Source organism: Pseudomonas sp. FP1742 (assembly GCF_030687145.1).
GTDB classification, from domain to species: Bacteria; Pseudomonadota; Gammaproteobacteria; order Pseudomonadales; family Pseudomonadaceae; genus Aquipseudomonas; species Aquipseudomonas frederiksbergensis_D.
In genome coordinates this window covers 5,394,618-5,409,332 of record NZ_CP117460.1, presented here as the reverse complement: position 1 = coordinate 5,409,332, position 14,715 = coordinate 5,394,618, and the positions used below count along the sequence as shown (strand labels likewise).

General features: G+C 57.9%; 13 protein-coding genes. 9 read left to right on the top strand and 4 right to left on the bottom strand.

Translation table 11 applies throughout. The annotated features are described in order from the left end of the window. Positions 1-119 precede the first annotated feature (119 nt). Positions 120-1,502: a carbohydrate porin gene (locus tag PSH64_RS24455; protein WP_305478944.1), complete on the bottom strand. Its 1,383-nt coding sequence runs from the start codon at positions 1,500-1,502 to the stop codon at positions 120-122. Between the two features lie 251 nt (positions 1,503-1,753). Further along, entirely contained in the window at positions 1,754-2,959 is a 1,206-nt protein-coding gene (locus PSH64_RS24450) for a benzoate/H(+) symporter BenE family transporter (protein WP_305478943.1), read from the bottom strand. A gap of 349 nt (positions 2,960-3,308) precedes the next feature. Here PSH64_RS24450 and PSH64_RS24445 point away from each other — a divergent pair, with 349 nt between their 5' ends. The 3 genes from PSH64_RS24445 (at position 3,309) to PSH64_RS24435 (ending at position 5,763) form a co-directional block, all read left to right on the top strand. Next, positions 3,309-4,697, top strand: coding sequence for a PLP-dependent aminotransferase family protein (locus PSH64_RS24445; protein WP_305478942.1), 1,389 nt, complete (start codon positions 3,309-3,311; stop codon positions 4,695-4,697). A gap of 161 nt (positions 4,698-4,858) precedes the next feature. Continuing rightward, positions 4,859-5,089: a VF530 family DNA-binding protein gene (locus PSH64_RS24440; protein WP_105344969.1), complete on the top strand. Its 231-nt coding sequence runs from the start codon at positions 4,859-4,861 to the stop codon at positions 5,087-5,089. Between the two features lie 2 nt (positions 5,090-5,091). Then, the gene (locus tag PSH64_RS24435; protein ID WP_305478940.1) at positions 5,092-5,763 is read left to right on the top strand and encodes a Pr6Pr family membrane protein; all 672 of its coding nucleotides are present in this window, start codon (positions 5,092-5,094) and stop codon (positions 5,761-5,763) included. 110 nt (positions 5,764-5,873) lie between these two features. On the opposite strand, the gene PSH64_RS24430 is transcribed toward PSH64_RS24435, so the two are convergent. Both PSH64_RS24430 and PSH64_RS24425 read right to left on the bottom strand, forming a co-directional pair. Next, positions 5,874-6,665: a siderophore-interacting protein gene (locus tag PSH64_RS24430; protein WP_105344975.1), complete on the bottom strand. Its 792-nt coding sequence runs from the start codon at positions 6,663-6,665 to the stop codon at positions 5,874-5,876. Continuing rightward, positions 6,662-7,237 carry a PadR family transcriptional regulator gene (locus PSH64_RS24425; RefSeq protein ID WP_105344977.1) on the bottom strand — a complete coding sequence of 192 codons (576 nt, stop codon included), beginning with the start codon at positions 7,235-7,237 and terminating at the stop codon, positions 6,662-6,664. Before PSH64_RS24425 ends, PSH64_RS24430 begins: the two co-directional genes overlap by 4 nt. Positions 7,238-7,754: 517 nt before the next feature. On the opposite strand from PSH64_RS24425, the gene PSH64_RS24420 reads away from it, so the two are divergent. The 6 genes from PSH64_RS24420 (at position 7,755) to PSH64_RS24395 (ending at position 14,687) form a co-directional block, all read left to right on the top strand. Further along, positions 7,755-8,243, top strand: a complete 489-nt coding sequence (locus PSH64_RS24420) for a CS1 type fimbrial major subunit (RefSeq protein ID WP_105344979.1) — start codon at positions 7,755-7,757, stop codon at positions 8,241-8,243. A gap of 108 nt (positions 8,244-8,351) precedes the next feature. Beyond that, positions 8,352-10,874, top strand: coding sequence for a TcfC E-set like domain-containing protein (locus PSH64_RS24415; RefSeq protein WP_305478939.1), 2,523 nt, complete (start codon positions 8,352-8,354; stop codon positions 10,872-10,874). Between the two features lie 39 nt (positions 10,875-10,913). After that, complete coding sequence (locus PSH64_RS24410; protein ID WP_105344984.1) at positions 10,914-11,654, top strand: pilus assembly protein; 741 nt, start codon at positions 10,914-10,916, stop codon at positions 11,652-11,654. A 3-nt stretch (positions 11,655-11,657) separates the two neighbouring features. Continuing rightward, positions 11,658-12,158, top strand: a complete 501-nt coding sequence (locus tag PSH64_RS24405; protein ID WP_305478937.1) for a CS1 type fimbrial major subunit — start codon at positions 11,658-11,660, stop codon at positions 12,156-12,158. 25 nt (positions 12,159-12,183) lie between these two features. Next, a complete protein-coding gene (locus tag PSH64_RS24400) occupies positions 12,184-13,431 on the top strand; it encodes a hypothetical protein (protein WP_105344988.1) in 1,248 nt (415 codons plus the stop codon). 38 nt (positions 13,432-13,469) lie between these two features. Continuing rightward, positions 13,470-14,687: a hypothetical protein gene (locus tag PSH64_RS24395; protein ID WP_105344991.1), complete on the top strand. Its 1,218-nt coding sequence runs from the start codon at positions 13,470-13,472 to the stop codon at positions 14,685-14,687. Positions 14,688-14,715 lie beyond the last annotated feature (28 nt).

The following is a 14,715-nucleotide window of genomic DNA, read 5'->3' as shown; positions in this document are numbered from 1 at the left end:
GATGCGGTCCTTGTGGGAGCGGGCTTGCTCGCGAAGCGGCCATCACATTCAACATCCTGGATGACTGACAGACCGCTTTCGCGAGCAAGCCCGCTCCCACAGGATTTGTGTGGTGTCAGTTAGAAAGACGACTGGATCTTGATCCCGCCAATCAGCGCGTCATCAACCTTGTCCACACCACCGGGGTGGCGGATGTATTGCAGGTTTGGGCGCACGGTCAGCCAGTTGGTGACGTGCACGCCGTAATAGAGCTCGCTGCTGTATTCGGTGTCTTGCGGTGGCAGGAACGATGGGTCGTCGAAGTCGAAGGCGGCGCGGGCCTGGTTGGTCGCCTCGGCGTTCTTGCGGTAGGCCGGGTTGACGTGGACACGGGCCAGCGCGAAGCCGATATCGTCTTTGGCGCGGGCATCGAACAGGCCTTTGTAGACGACGCCGGCCTGGACATAGTTGTCGATGGCGTTGGTCTTTTTGTCGTGCATCGTGGCGTTGGCGAAGACGCTCAAGCCGCGGGAGTTATCGCTGGCGACGCTGGTCAGCTGCTGCTGGATACCGAGCCACACGCCGTGCTTGCTCGATGCGCTGCGGTAGGCCTCGCCACTCAGTGCAGCCGGCTGGCCGTTGCTGTCCTTGTAGACGTCGCTGGCCTTGGCACTGCTGTAGTAGTAACCGGCGCGGTATTCACCCGGCAGGCCGTTGAGCTTCGGGGTCCAGACCAGTTCTACCGGCAGGATTGCGCCCTGAGTGCCGCTGCCGCTGAGCTTGAAACCGTTGCCGCGATCCAGATTGGACGGGTTTTGCTCGTAAGCCCCGACTTGTGCGTACAACTCTGGCGTCAGGTGATATTTGACGCGCATGGCCCACTGGCTGACGGGCCAGTTGTACCAGATGCCACCGACCCAGTTACCGACCTGGGAGCCACAGAACGCCAGGTTCTGGAAGTCGCAGGGGAAGCTGTTGAAGTCTTCACCCTCGCCAAAGCGGCCGACCTTGATGTCGAGCTTCTGGTCGAAGAATTTCTGCTGATACCACATCTGCGTCAGGCGCCAGGTCTGGCCACGGCCCCAGACTTCCTGCGCCGAGGTGAAACCGCCGACCCGTGGGTCGTTGATCCGGTCGTTGCTGATGTTGTTGCCGTTGCGTTCGGTGATGGTCAGCTGAAATTCAGCGTCGTTCCAGCCGAGAATCTTCTGCAAGTCCAGGTGGCTACCCAAGCCGAACTGGTCGCTGTAGCGCGCGGTACGGTCATGGTCGTAGCCACCGTGCAGATTGCTGCCCATTTCGCCGGTGTAATCGACTTTGAAGTCGTAGCCTTTTTCCGAGAGTTCGGTGCGAGTGCCGTTCCAGTCACCCAGCATCCATGGCGAGTCGCTATCGAAGGCTGGCGCGGCCTGGGTGCAAGTGGCGAGGCCCAGCGCGGTGAACCCGCTGATCAGCTTCAGGGTTTTTCGGCTGGACACAGTGGGTGAGACAGCGCTATCTCGCGGAGTTTGAAAATCAGGCATAGAGAAGAAATTCTTGGTCTTTTTCTAAAAGGGGGGAGCTGAACGCAGCAGGAATGCAGCAGGGGAGAAGCGTTTCAGCTGGACGGGCGTAAGGATAATGTTCTGTAACACATAGAGAAAGGGCTTTTACTGACATGGATCATTTCGGATTTGGTAACAGTCGGCTGCGACCGGTCGCCGCAGCTGTTTGGTCGTGGCAAAAAAAGGCGGACTGAAGCGTCCGCCACGGTCAAATCAGTTGAGCTTTCAAATCAGCGGTCGACCGCTTCTGCAACGGTGATGGCTTTGCTTTCCCGGGTGTAGGCCAGTACGAAATACGCCACGAGCCCGAAAATCAGCCCCCAGAATGCAGCGGCCAGCCCCAGGAAATTCATGCCCGAGGCGGTGACCAGGAAGGTGATCAGTGCCGCTTCGCGTTGTTTCTCGTCAGCCATGGCGCCGGTCAGCCCGGCGCTGATCGCCCCGAACAGGGCCAGGCCGGCGAGGGAGGCGATCAACTCTTTGGGCAAGGCAGAAAACACCGACGCCAGGGTCGCGCCGAAGATGCCCATCAGAATGTAGAACACTCCGCAGGCGATCCCGGCGATGTAACGCTTGTCGCGATCCTCATGGGCTTCGCGGCCGGTGCAGATAGCGGCGGTGATGGCCGCCAGGTTTAAGCCATGGGAGCCGAATGGCGCCATCAAAATCGAGCCGATGGCCGTGACCGAAATAATCGAGCGCGCCGGGGTGTTGTAGCCCGAGGTGCGCAACACCGCCATGCCCGGCACGTACTGCCCGGTCAGGGTGACGAGGGCCAGCGGCAGGCCGATATTGATGATTGCGTGCCAGCTCCACTGCGGGGCGATGAAGATCGGGTGGGCGACATCGACGGTGATCGAACCCGTGTTGAGTCCACCGAACGAGGCGGCCACGGCGCAGCCGACAATCAATACCGACAGGATGGCGTAGCGCGGTGAAAAGCGTTTGAAGACCAGGTACGCCGCGATCATTGACAGCACCAGGCTCGGCTGCAGCTTGATCGAGGTGAACAGTTCGGCGCCGAAACGAAACAGGATGCCGGCGAGCATGGCGGCGGCGATAGCTTTTGGCAGGCGACTCATCAGTTTGTCGAACGCGCCGGACAGGCCGACCACCGCGATAATCACCGAAGCCACCACATAGGCGCCGATGGCCTCGGGCAGGGAGACCGTGGGCAGCATCGATACCAGCAACGCCGCGCCCGGTGTCGACCATGCCGTAATCACCGGAACCCGCAGACGCCAGCTTAACAACAGGCCGGTAATGCCGCTGCCGATGGAAATCGCCCAGATCCATGACGACACTTGATCATTGGGCAGGTGCGCTTCCCGGGCCGCCTGAAACACGATGATCAGCGGGCCGGCATAGGAAATGATCACGGCGATGAAGCCTGCAATGATCGCTGACAGGGATAGATCCTTTCTGAGTGTGTCCATGATGTCTCGGCTTGGCGTGGTTGGCACGCAGTGATTCAGAAGTTGAATTGAGTCGATTGATTCGATTCTAGATGAGTGTATTTGAATGAATTGAGTTGATTCAATAGATTGAGAGGGTATTGCGAGATGTTTTTTTGCTATCAGCGTTTGTTTGTTAGATTTTTTGTATATAAATAATTGATTAATAAGAAAATAATCCCGTTGAAAAATGTTTTCTGTGAGGCATGTTTCTCGAATCAATCGGCGTATCAATCGACTCAATTCATTGATTGAGTCGATTGATTAATTGCCTGACCTCCCTGTGATATGCTCGGATATTCATCATTTCTACGATGGGCAGCGATCATTCATGTGGGTTCCTCAGCTAAGCGAGTTCAACCAGCCGATGTATTTGTCGATTGCCGACGCGTTGGCGCGCGATATCAGCAACGGCGTGTTGAACGAAGGTGATCGTCTGCCGACCCTGCGGGAGCTGGCCACCACGCTGAATGTCACGCCCGGGACCATCAGCCGGGCCTATAGCGAAGCCCATCGACGGCGCCTGGTGCAGGGGGAAGTGGGGCGGGGCACTTATGTGCTCAACCAGAAGCAGCTGGAACTGCCGGCCAGCAACAGTGCCGCTGCGCTGAATCTGGGGCAATCCGAATTATTGGATCTGTCGATCATCAAGCCTTACAGCGAAACCCTGGAATACTGGTTGCGCGGAGCCTTGGTGGGCATGGCCAAGAGCACGGATTTTGCCCGTGCCCTCGATTACGCCCCCGATGGCGGCCATCCGGCTCATCGCGAGGCGGGCGCGCAATGGCTGCGCCATTCGTTGCCCGATGCACAATGGCAGCAAGTGGTGATCACCGCCGGCGCCCAGCATGGTTTGATGGTCGCGATGAGTGCGCTGACCAACGCCGGTGATCTGGTGCTCTGCGAGGAGCTTTGCTACCCCGGCATCATTTCCCTGGCCCATGGTCTGGAACGGCGTCTGCGTGGCGTGCCAATGGACGATGAAGGGATCATTCCCGAAGCGCTGCGTGAGCTGTGCCAGCGTGAGAAACCGGCGATGCTGGTCTGCGTGGCGACGTGCCAGAACCCGACGGCGGCGATCATGTCGCCAAAACGTCGGGCGCAAATCGCGGCGTTGGCCGAGGAATTCGACTTCATTATCCTGGACGATGACATCTACGGTTTTCTCGCCACCGACCCGTCGATCAAGCCGCTGTCGGCGTTCGCTCCGGATCGTTCGGTGTACCTGACCAGTCTGTCGAAGTCGATCATGCCGGCCTTGCGGATTGGCTATCTTTATAGCCCGCCGAAACTGTTGTCGCGCCTGACTTCCATGGTGCGCAGCAGCGTCTGGATGCCGTCGCCGTTGACCGCTCAGCTGGCCAGCAACGTGATCACCGAGGGGCTGGATAAAAAACTGATCCGGATTCAGCGCAACGAAGCCGCCGGGCGGCAGGCGATCGCTCAGGAAATCTTCGCCAATTTCGAGCTCAAGACCCAGCCGTATTCCTACCACATCTGGTTGACGTTGCCCGAGCCCTGGACCTGCGACGAGTTCACCATGCTGGCCCGTGCCAACGGTGTGCTGGTACTCAGTGGCACCCAGTTCCAGGCCGAACGTACCGGGACTACCCGCTGTGTGCGATTGGTGTTGATGTCGCCCACCAGCCAGGACGAATTGAGGTTTGCCCTGACCAAGCTGGCCAGCCTGATCGATTCAGACCCTCGTCGTTATTACTGAACACAGGTGCAATCCGCTGACGTTTGTCCCTCGGAAGATGGCCAACTCACCTACAGTTAATTGAGCGCTGACAGAATGCTTCTGTCCGCAGCCCTTCCACCAGACGAAGCCCTCCGCTAAGGTGCGCGCCTTCCCATTCTTTCATCGCTCAAAGGCCCGGCATGACCGAACACAACCCTGATCCGCTGCACGGCGTGACGCTGGAGCAAATCCTCAACGCCCTGGTTAAGCACTACGAATGGTCGGGGCTGGCCGAGCGTATCGATATCCGCTGTTTCAAAAGTGACCCGACCATCAAGTCGAGCCTGACATTCCTGCGCAAAACCCCGTGGGCGCGGGAAAAGGTCGAACGCCTGTACGTGAAGCTGATGCGCACCAAGCGCCCGGTCTGAGCATGGTCATACCCTCGACGCCAGGTTCTGCCGCGAGGCGTCGTTATGTTGCCGTGGCAGCGATCCTGGGCTGGGCGGGTTTAAGCATTCAGCTGTACCTGATTCTCTATGCCCGCTGGAGTATCGAGGCCAGTCTGCTGGGCGGGCTGGTGAGTTTCTTCAGTTTTTTCACCGTGCTGACCAATACGCTGGTGGCGGTGGTGCTGACCTGTGAACTGACTTCCCGCGAGTCGGCGGCGCGACGCTGGTTTTTGCAGCCGTGGGTGAGCAGTGCCATTGCGGTGAGCATCGCTGTGGTCGGTATCGCCTACAGCCTGTTGCTGCGCCATTTATGGCATCCCGAAGGCTGGCAATGGCTGGCCGATGAGCTGATGCATGACGTCATGCCTCTGCTGTTTCTGGTTTATTGGTGGTTCTGTGTACCCAAAGGTACGTTGCGGCTGCGGCACATTGCGCGGTGGGTGATCTATCCGCTGATGTACTTCGGCTATACGTTGTGGCGCGGGCATCTACTGGCGACTTATCCCTATCCGTTCATCGATGTCGACAAGTTGGGTTATCCACAGGTGTTTATGAATGCCGGGGGATTGCTGGCGGGATTTGTGCTGATTTCGCTGCTGGTGGTCGGGTTGGATCGGTGGCGGGGTCGACTTGGCACAGGCTCGGACCGGTAGCGAGTCTGAAATAGCTTTCGCGAGCAAGCCCGCTCCCACACTGAATCGAGTCGCACACAAAAAATGTGTCCTCTGGAGATCAATTGTGGGAGCAACTGTCTTGATGGTTGTTATTCCTCGTCGCTGTCATCCAGCCGCCAGTAACCGACAGCCTTCACGAACTGCTCGTTCAGGCCATGCTCATCGAGCAACACCCGGCGGATCTGCCGCGACAATTTGGTTTCGGTCGCCACCCACGCATACAGATTGCCAGTGGGCAGCTTGATCTGTTGCACGGTGGTCAGCAGGTTGTTTTTGCCGCCTTCACGCAGGACCCAGATCACATCGACTTGCGCGGCGCTTACCAGGCGTTGTTGTTCTGCGCCGTTTTCCACTTCCACGATCACCAGCGCACGCCGATTGGCGGCCAGGCCTTCGAGTCGACGGGCGATGGCGGGCAGGGCGGTTTCGTCGCCGATCAGCAGGTAGCTGTCGAAAATGTCCGGCACGATCATCGAGCCACGCGGCCCGCCGATGTGCAGGAACTGGCCGGGTTTGGCCTGTTCGGCCCAGGTCGAGGCAGGGCCGTCGCCGTGCAGCACGAAGTCGATGTCCAGTTCCAGCGTGTCCAGGTCGTAACGGCGTGGCGTGTAGTCGCGCATCGCGGGCATCGGCCCGTTGTCCTTGCCGGCGCCGAGCACCAGGGTTTCCAGCGCCGCCTGTTCCGCTGCGTTTTGCGGGAACAGCAGTTTGACGTGGTCATCCGTGCCGAGGCTGACGAAGCCTGCGAGTTCCGGGCCGCCCAGGGTGATGCGGCGCATGCGCGGCGTCAGGTCGACCACCCGCAGCACTTGCAGACGACGGCGTTTGATCTCATGGCTGACACGGTGAATGGTTTGGGATGGCACGATAACGTCGGTCATTCGACTTTCTCCGAAACGGGTTGAACGGCGGGGCCGTCGACGATGGCTTTGGCCGTGTTGTTGAGCAGGTCGCGCACCCGCAGGATTTCTTCCGGGCTCCAGCGACCATGGTGCATTTGCAAGGCATGGCGCAGGTTGTGCACCGCTTCATGGATCTCGGCCGGGCGGTCCTGGCCGCGCAATGAGCGCTTGCTGACTTCGATGCGCATGCGCACACCGTCCAGGGCAATCGCCTGCTCGCTTAATGACAGACGTCCGGCGTCGGTGATGCTGTAGCGTTTTTTTCCGCCCTCGGCATCGCCCAGGATCATTTCGCTTTCTTCAAGGAAGGTCAGGGTCGGGTAGATCACGCCGGGGCTGGGGCTGTAGGCGCCGTCGAACATGCTTTCGATCTGGCGGATCAGGTCGTAGCCGTGGCAGGGCTGCTCGGCGATCAGCGCCAGCAGCAACAATTTCAGGTCACCGGGGGCGAAGACACGCGGGCCGCGACCGCCGCGTTCGCGACCGGAGCGTTTCTCGAAGCCGTCGCGGCCGTCGCCGTGTTCGCGGTGGGGGGAATGATGGTCTCTCATTTTTGCTTTCTCTCGTCGTGTTTAGATACAACTTAAGATATATCTTTTGGCTTGTGCAAGCGTTCTGGACCAACGGTCGAGATTGGGAGGGGCTTGGGGAAAGGCGCGAGTGGTGAGCGCATGGGAGTGACGAGGATGCTACGAAGGTTGATTTTTAGAGTAAATGAACTAATTATAAAGTTCTTCCGTTTATTGATGATCTATTCTTGTGTGAACAGTAGTATTGGTCTTACGGAAGTTTAAAGCAGTCTTGTCTGTGTGCTTTTTCAGTTAAAACTGTGTGTAGTATTTCTCTGAGGGTAAAACAGATTAATTGGTGTTTTTTTAACTTTTTTCCTGCTGTTCGAGAGCTATTGTTACTACATGTTCTTCGGAAGTTACGTACTTACTTTTTCAAGCGATTGGTCGATCATTCTCCGGCGTCGAAAGTTGAGCCAAAACGCCGTGCTTCGTGCCGGGTGTTGGCTTGTTGTGACTTTCCACGGTCCGATCATTTGAAAAAGACAGGTACTCAACAATGTTCAAGAAGTTTGCAATCGCCGTTCCGATGACCCTGCTGGCCCTGAGCTCTTCGGTAGCGTTCGCTGCGGAAGAATCGCGCACCTCCATCAACATCAGCGCCACCATTCCAAGCAAGGTATTCCATGCTCAGCCGCGGGACCCGAACTTCGGTAAAGATGAAAAAATGGCCTACGTACTGGGGGCCGGTACGCTGACTCCGATCCGTGCGACTTATGATGTACAGCACACCAACGGTTCGGTCGGCGCCTACGTCGAAGGCGGCCCGCAGCCATTGTCCAACGGCATCAACACCATCGCATTGAGTTACATGTTCAATGGCACAACCCTGACCGGCGTGTCACAGGAAGTGGTCGGCGACGCCGAGTCCAATGGCGGCATGCAAGCTGACCTGGTGATTGCCGCTGCCAAACCAACCGACAGCCAGAATGGCCTGTACACCGCCAATCCAGTGGTGATCTTCGATGCCATTCCTCGCATTCCGTAATACCGTTATTAACTAAGGTTCATCCTTAATTCATAACACTACCGATCGGCGGGCAAGTTTTGCCTGTCGATCGGGTTTCAACGAATTCATCTTCAGAGTATTCCGTTCATGTTCCCGATGACTCCCATCGCGACGGCGCTTGCCCTATGTTTTTGTGCAACTGCCCTGGCCGCGCCGGCGGATAACGGCCACACACCTCGAAGTCTGTTGGCGCAAGCCAAAGGTTTGCCGAGCGAGTTCGAAGAGCATTTCTTTGATGTGCCATTGGCGGTGCGCGTGGAACTTGACCAACAGTTTCTCGGTGAGGCGATGGTCGTGTTGACCCGCGACGATCGCATCACCCTCGTTGACTTCGCCGATGTCAGCGACAGCACGATCAAGCCCAGTGAACGCGACATCTGGGCCAACTATCTGAAACAAGGCGTAGCGTTGGGTGGCTGCCAGGCGAAATGCCCCGAGCAGCTATTGGCCGTGCACTACAGCCTGGAAAACTCACTGGTGTCGATCCTCACCCAAAACGCTGAGCGCGACGATCAGGTACAGCGTTATTACAACCTGCCCGAAAACGGCAGCACCGGGTTGATCGTGCGCAACCAGCTGAACCTCAACGGCGGGCAGAACCAGGACCTGGGCGGGCGCTACGGCCTGGAAGCCAGCAGCAGCCTGGGCAACTGGACCCAGGCCGTCAATATGCAACTGTCTCGACTCGGTGGTCTGGATAACAAGCTGTATCACGCGGTGCATGAGCTCTTTACCCAGCGCGAGCTGGAGGGCAACTTTCTGCGCCTGGGCTATTTCACACCCACGTCCGAAGGCCTGACCCGTCAGCCGCGCACGTTTGGCGTGAGCCCCGACACCGCATTGGGCGTCATGTACGGCAGCTCCGACAGCCTGGCCATCAACAACCCGAAACCGGCGGTCTATCCGATCTACGTTACCGCCAATCGACAGGGTTCGGTGGAGATCTACCGCGACGGTTTGCTGATCAACACCCAGGCGGTGCCTGCCGGGTTGCAGACCCTCGATACGCGTCCGCTGCCCGGCGGTATTTATGAAGTGGAAGTGCGCCTGATCGAAGACGGCCAAATCACCTCCAGCACTCAGGAGCTGGTCTACAAACCCAACAACTGGCGTAACCATGACGAGCGCTGGCGCTACAACCTGTTCGCCGGCCGCGAATCGAAATTGCTCAGTAACTGGGAAGAGCAGGCCGACGGCGACATGACGGCGGGGGCCGCGTTCAACTTCCTGCTGCACCCGCGAGTCATCCTGGGCCTGTCGGGTCGACAGGTGCGCGACTCTCTGCAATACGGCACGTCGGTCGATTGGGCAATCGTCAACAACGCCAGCGTCTATGCCAACGTCTACAAAACCGAGGACTACGGTACCGGCCTCGACGTGCAAGGGCTTTATTCCTATGGCAGCGGTAGCATTGTTGCCAGCCATAACCGTAGCTGGCTCGATACCACCCGGCTGTACGACACGCTGCCCGATGGCACGCGGGTGCGTCAGCGCAACGTATTCATTGGCCAGACCAGCAACTCTTCCCTGTCGATAAACCATCGACTCAGCAGCAAAAACTCGGTCAATGCCCGGGTGTCCCACAGCGAAGGCAACACCAACGGGACGGGCGTGGATCTGGGCTGGACCCAGCGCACCCAACTGTTTGGCAGTGACGCCAATTGGCGCCTGTCGCTGTTTGATCGACCGGGCAGCGTGAGTTCGGGAGACGACCGCAATCGGGGTATCGACTTGAGCGTCAACATCGCGCTGGGCGGCCCCGGTGAACAGCTTTCCGGCAGTATCGGCAGCCGCACCGACCGTGATGGCGGGCGCGACAACAACGCTTCGATCACCTACCGCAAAACCCTTCAGGACCATCTGCTGCAAAGCGTCTCCGCCACGGCCATCACCGACACCTACGGCATCGGGTTGAATGCCATGGCGACCATGAGTTCCGACCTGGTCAACGGCGACGGCTTTATCCAGCGCTCGTCCTTCAACAACGACTTTACCGGGGGCTTGAACCTCGACAGCACCGTGGCCGTCGGCGGGCAAAAAATGGTCATGACCAGCCAATATCACCGCAACGGTGCCGGCATGATCATCGACGTGGAGTCGGACATCGAGGACATCGCCTTGCGCGCCGATGATTTGAGTGGCGGCAGCGCGGTACTCAAGCCCGGGCGCAATTTCGTGCCGATCACCGCGTACAAAAGCAGCTCGGTCAGTTTCGATTTCGAGGGCAACCACGTTCCGGCCGCCACCATCCAACCGGCCCGTTCCAGCTATCACCTGAACAAGGGCGGTGTGGAATATCGCCAGGTGAAAGTGATGAAAACCCTGACCGTCCTCGGTCGCCTGATCGACCCGCAGGGCAATCCGCTTAAAGGCCACCACATCATCAACCACGCCAGCCGTGGGGTGAGCGAAGTGGACGGCTTCTTCTCCATGGAAATGAATGCGGGTTCACCGACCCTGGAAGTGCGCCACGGCAGCCAGTTGCTGTGCCAGTTCCGCCTGGACCCGAACAATGGGCGTACCGAAAACAACGTGCTGATGATCGGCGATTTGCGTTGCACGCCGGATACGTTGGCCGATGCGACTTTCATGGCTCCAACCGCGGGTTAACCCCCCGGGAAAACTTGATTAATTAACGAGGTAGGGACGATGAAACGTCTTTTGGCATTTGTGGGTTTTTGTTTGTTTTCCCAAGCTGTTCATGCCGGACCGAGCATCAATATCGGAACCGTTTACGACTATCTGGACGGCGATAAAAGTACGTACCTGAAACGCGTGTTCAACGGCGGCGACAGCACTGCATTCGTCAAGGTCAACATCCTCGAAATTCTCTACGACGCCGACGGCAAGTCGCAGGAAGTGCCGCTCAAATCCAACACCGACGGCAAGTCCCGGGATGGTTTGATGGCAAGTCCCGCGCGACTGATCGTGCCTGCCAATGGCATGCAGGGCACCCGTCTGCTGTTCATGGGCGAGCGCGACAGGGAGCGTTATTTCCGGGTGCGATTCGTACCCGTGGTGCCGGAGAAGGAAGACGAATTCGCGGTGTCCGGCGAAGAGCGGGAAGACTACAAAAAATCCCTGTCGGCCGGGGTTACCGTGCTGGCGGGTTACGGCGCGGTGTTTTTCGTACGGCCAAAGGAAACACGCTTCGACAGTGCGATTGAAAACGGCGCAGGCATGTATCGGATTCGCAACAACGGCAACAGCGTGGTGGTGATCGATGAGTTCAAGGATTGTTCGGTTAAAAACGAGCAGGACTGCCAGCCCACGACCAAGCATCACATTCTGGCGGGCCGTACTTTTGAGTTCGAAAAACAGGCCGGTCGCGAATATCGCTTCACCCTGGTTGAAGGTGAGCACAGCAAAAAACTGGACGTGAAGGGATAACCCATGAGCAGGAAGCTGACCCAGGTCTTTTTGTCGGTTGTCGCGATGTGGACGAGCGCTGATGTCTTCGCCGCCCGGGAAGAGCACACCTTCGAAGTGTTCGTGACGATTCCGACCCAGGCGTTTTATGTCATTCCATCGGACCCGGGCTGGATCCATCGCGAACAGCAACTGCCCTGGAACTTGACGTCGTCGACACTGGGTGGCTTGCGCAAGTACTTCGACCTGAAGAACGAAGCGGGCTCGATCGAGGCGCGGCTGGAAGGCCGGCCGTATCTGTCCAACGGCACCGACGCCCATGACATTGCCTTGCGGGTGCTGTTCAACGGCAAACAGTTGAGCGAGCACGAGAGCAGCGAAGTGGTGTCCCTGGCCGAGGCCGCGCCTGGTAAACGCGTGGTGCTGGAAATCCTCCCGATGCCGCCTGCCGATGGGGTTTACAAGCCCGGAAGTTACTTTGGCAGCGTCAACATGATCTTCAACGCGGTGATGCCGGGTGCTTGATACCGATTCTATGAGGCCCAAAGAGATGATTCGTTTTCAAGCATTACAACAATGTGCAGGTGTAATGGCCTTGCTCCTGGGATCGCTATCTTCGGTATGGGCGCAGGAGGTACAGATTCAAGCCTCGTTCAAACCGGACTCGGCGAATCCGCAACGCAATAAATTCCACAATGACACGCCACCCAGTGGTTATTGCGCCAGTTATCCTCAGCAATGCATCGACAACGAAATGTTCAGTCTCAGGGTGCCGATCCAATTCGAATCCATCGCGCCGATCACCGCCCATCACGAGGATCCACGCAAGGGTGCGTTGATAAAAGCGCCAGCGCAGTGGCGAGATCTGACGGTTTTCCACGAATCCACCGGCGAAGCGGAAACCGTTAAGGTGCGCATTGCGGGTATAGGATCCAGATATGTGACCGAAGACGTGATCAGTCTGGTAGGTGGAGGCGACGATTATCGGCTTGCCCACGGTCAACTGTGGGGGCAGAGCTGGGTTTACGCACCGTCTCCCTGTCTTTACAGCGGCGTGGGTTTGTACACGTCGAATACCTATGGTTTTTTCTGGAAAACCCCAACCGAAGGCTCGTGCCATAAACAGGCTAAATTCAATGTGCCTTGGCTGCGATATAGCTATCTCGATTTTGCCTATGAACTGGTGACCCCTAACCCGCTGGGTATGTCCTCGGGCAAATATGCTGGCAATCTGACCTACAGCGTCGGCCCTGGGGCGGATTTCGACATGGGCGACATCATGCTGCCCAGCAGTACTTCATTGAAGTTGAACTTCGCGCTGGACGTTCAGCACACCCTCAAGGTCGAGGTGCCTCCTGGTGGAAACCGTGTTGAACTGGTCCCGCAGGGCGGCTGGCAATCCTGGCTGACGCAAGGGCGAAAACCGACGCGCCTGTTCCGCGACCAGACCTTCAACATTTCCGCCAGTTCACGTTTCAAAATGCAGTTGCAGTGTCAGTACGTCCAAGGCAATACCTGCTCGCTGAATGAACCGTTGTCCGGTCACTTTGTGCCGCTGAACGTCGGCGTAAGTCTGCCCCATGGTTTGATGGACGCGGGCGGTCAACCTGTCAATCGTCGGCCACTAAACCTGGACGGCAGTGGCACGCAGTTGTTCATGCCAGGGATTTATGTGGATCGCAAACCGGGAACGCTGCATTTCGAAATACCCGCCAGTGAAGTGGCAGAAATGCTTCGCCCCGGACAACAACGACAGTATTCGGGACGCGTGACAGTGGTGTGGGATTCAGAAGTTTAGTGTCTTGCGCCAATGCAGTGAAAAGGAGTGCAGCAATCATGGAAATGCTCAGGAAAATCATCCAGCTGAGCGGCTTGGGTTTGGCGGGTGCGTTCATGCAGACCACGGTCGCCAGCACCGTTGAAATGACCGCGGTATTTCGTCCCGATCCGGCGAAACCGATGCAAAACACCTTTATCAATACGACCCCTCAGGGCGGGTATTGCGGAGATCACCCCGAGTACTGCGAGGCGGGCGTTTTCAGCATTTTGTTGCCCGTTCGCTTCCGGATGGCGGCAGACATACCAGCGATGCACGAGCAGCGTCGGGGCGCGATGTTCCGGGTTCCTTCCTCCTGGAGAGACGTCACGGTGGTGCACGACGATACCGGAGAGTCCGAGACGCTCAGGATGCGCGTCAACGGTATCGGTGCCGCTTACACAATCAAGACGCCTCTGCCCACAGGGGTCTGGCAAAGTACCTGGGTCAATGCGCCTCCCCCCTGTGGATATGGCGGGGTGGGTTATGGCACTGCCTTGTACTATGCGTTCTTTTGGCGAGTGCCGGCCAATGCGGGGGTGTGCGCCAAGCAGGCACAAAAGGACATTACCCAGGACTACCAGTTCGCTTATGAAAACACCGGGTTCAGCTACGAGCTGGCCACGCCCAACCCGCTCAAGATGTCGGCAGGTACCTATCGCGGCGTGCTGAACTACACCGTCGGACCGCACCAGGATTTCGACATGGGCGATGTCATGTTGCCTGACGACGATCTGATCACCCTCAATTTCACTTTAAGCGTTGAGCACACGTTGAAAGTCGAGATCCCGCCCGGAGGAAGCAGCGTTGAACTGGTGCCGCAGGGTGGCTGGCAAGCCTGGCTGACCCAGGGGCGTAAACCGACCCGGCTGTTTCGCGATCAGACGTTCAACATCTCGTCGTCGAGCCGCTTCAAAATGCACCTGGAGTGTGGAGAGGGCGGGTCGACGCATTGCTTGATCCGCGACCCTGTTTCCAGTCGCGTTGCCCAGGTACAACTGAGTGTCAGCCTGCCCAATGGTTTGACGGACGTCAGCGGCCAACCGGTCAACCGTCGACCGCTGCGCATAGGCCAGGTGAATGCGCAGGAGTTCAGGCCTGGTTTCTACGTTGATCGCGCGCCAGGCACCCTGCATTTCGAGATTGCACCGAATTATGTGGATTACATGATCCAGCCCGGGGTGTCGTCCAGTTATTCCGGAAACATCACCGTGATATGGGACTCCGAAGTGGGATAACAGTAGAAGACGCCCTGAAGGCTTGATC

Excerpts from the sequence above, each read along its gene's own strand:
- PSH64_RS24455 (WP_305478944.1), bottom strand. The coding sequence starts at position 1,502 with ATGCCTGATTTTCAAACTCCGCGAGATAGCGCTGTCTCACCCACTGTG.
- PSH64_RS24450 (WP_305478943.1), bottom strand. The coding sequence starts at position 2,959 with ATGGACACACTCAGAAAGGATCTATCCCTGTCAGCGATCATTGCAGGC.
- PSH64_RS24445 (WP_305478942.1), top strand. The coding sequence starts at position 3,309 with ATGTGGGTTCCTCAGCTAAGCGAGTTCAACCAGCCGATGTATTTGTCG.
- PSH64_RS24440 (WP_105344969.1), top strand. The coding sequence starts at position 4,859 with ATGACCGAACACAACCCTGATCCGCTGCACGGCGTGACGCTGGAGCAA.
- PSH64_RS24435 (WP_305478940.1), top strand. The coding sequence starts at position 5,092 with ATGGTCATACCCTCGACGCCAGGTTCTGCCGCGAGGCGTCGTTATGTT.
- PSH64_RS24430 (WP_105344975.1), bottom strand. The coding sequence starts at position 6,665 with ATGACCGACGTTATCGTGCCATCCCAAACCATTCACCGTGTCAGCCAT.
- PSH64_RS24425 (WP_105344977.1), bottom strand. The coding sequence starts at position 7,237 with ATGAGAGACCATCATTCCCCCCACCGCGAACACGGCGACGGCCGCGAC.
- PSH64_RS24420 (WP_105344979.1), top strand. The coding sequence starts at position 7,755 with ATGTTCAAGAAGTTTGCAATCGCCGTTCCGATGACCCTGCTGGCCCTG.
- PSH64_RS24415 (WP_305478939.1), top strand. The coding sequence starts at position 8,352 with ATGTTCCCGATGACTCCCATCGCGACGGCGCTTGCCCTATGTTTTTGT.
- PSH64_RS24410 (WP_105344984.1), top strand. The coding sequence starts at position 10,914 with ATGAAACGTCTTTTGGCATTTGTGGGTTTTTGTTTGTTTTCCCAAGCT.
- PSH64_RS24405 (WP_305478937.1), top strand. The coding sequence starts at position 11,658 with ATGAGCAGGAAGCTGACCCAGGTCTTTTTGTCGGTTGTCGCGATGTGG.
- PSH64_RS24400 (WP_105344988.1), top strand. The coding sequence starts at position 12,184 with ATGATTCGTTTTCAAGCATTACAACAATGTGCAGGTGTAATGGCCTTG.
- PSH64_RS24395 (WP_105344991.1), top strand. The coding sequence starts at position 13,470 with ATGGAAATGCTCAGGAAAATCATCCAGCTGAGCGGCTTGGGTTTGGCG.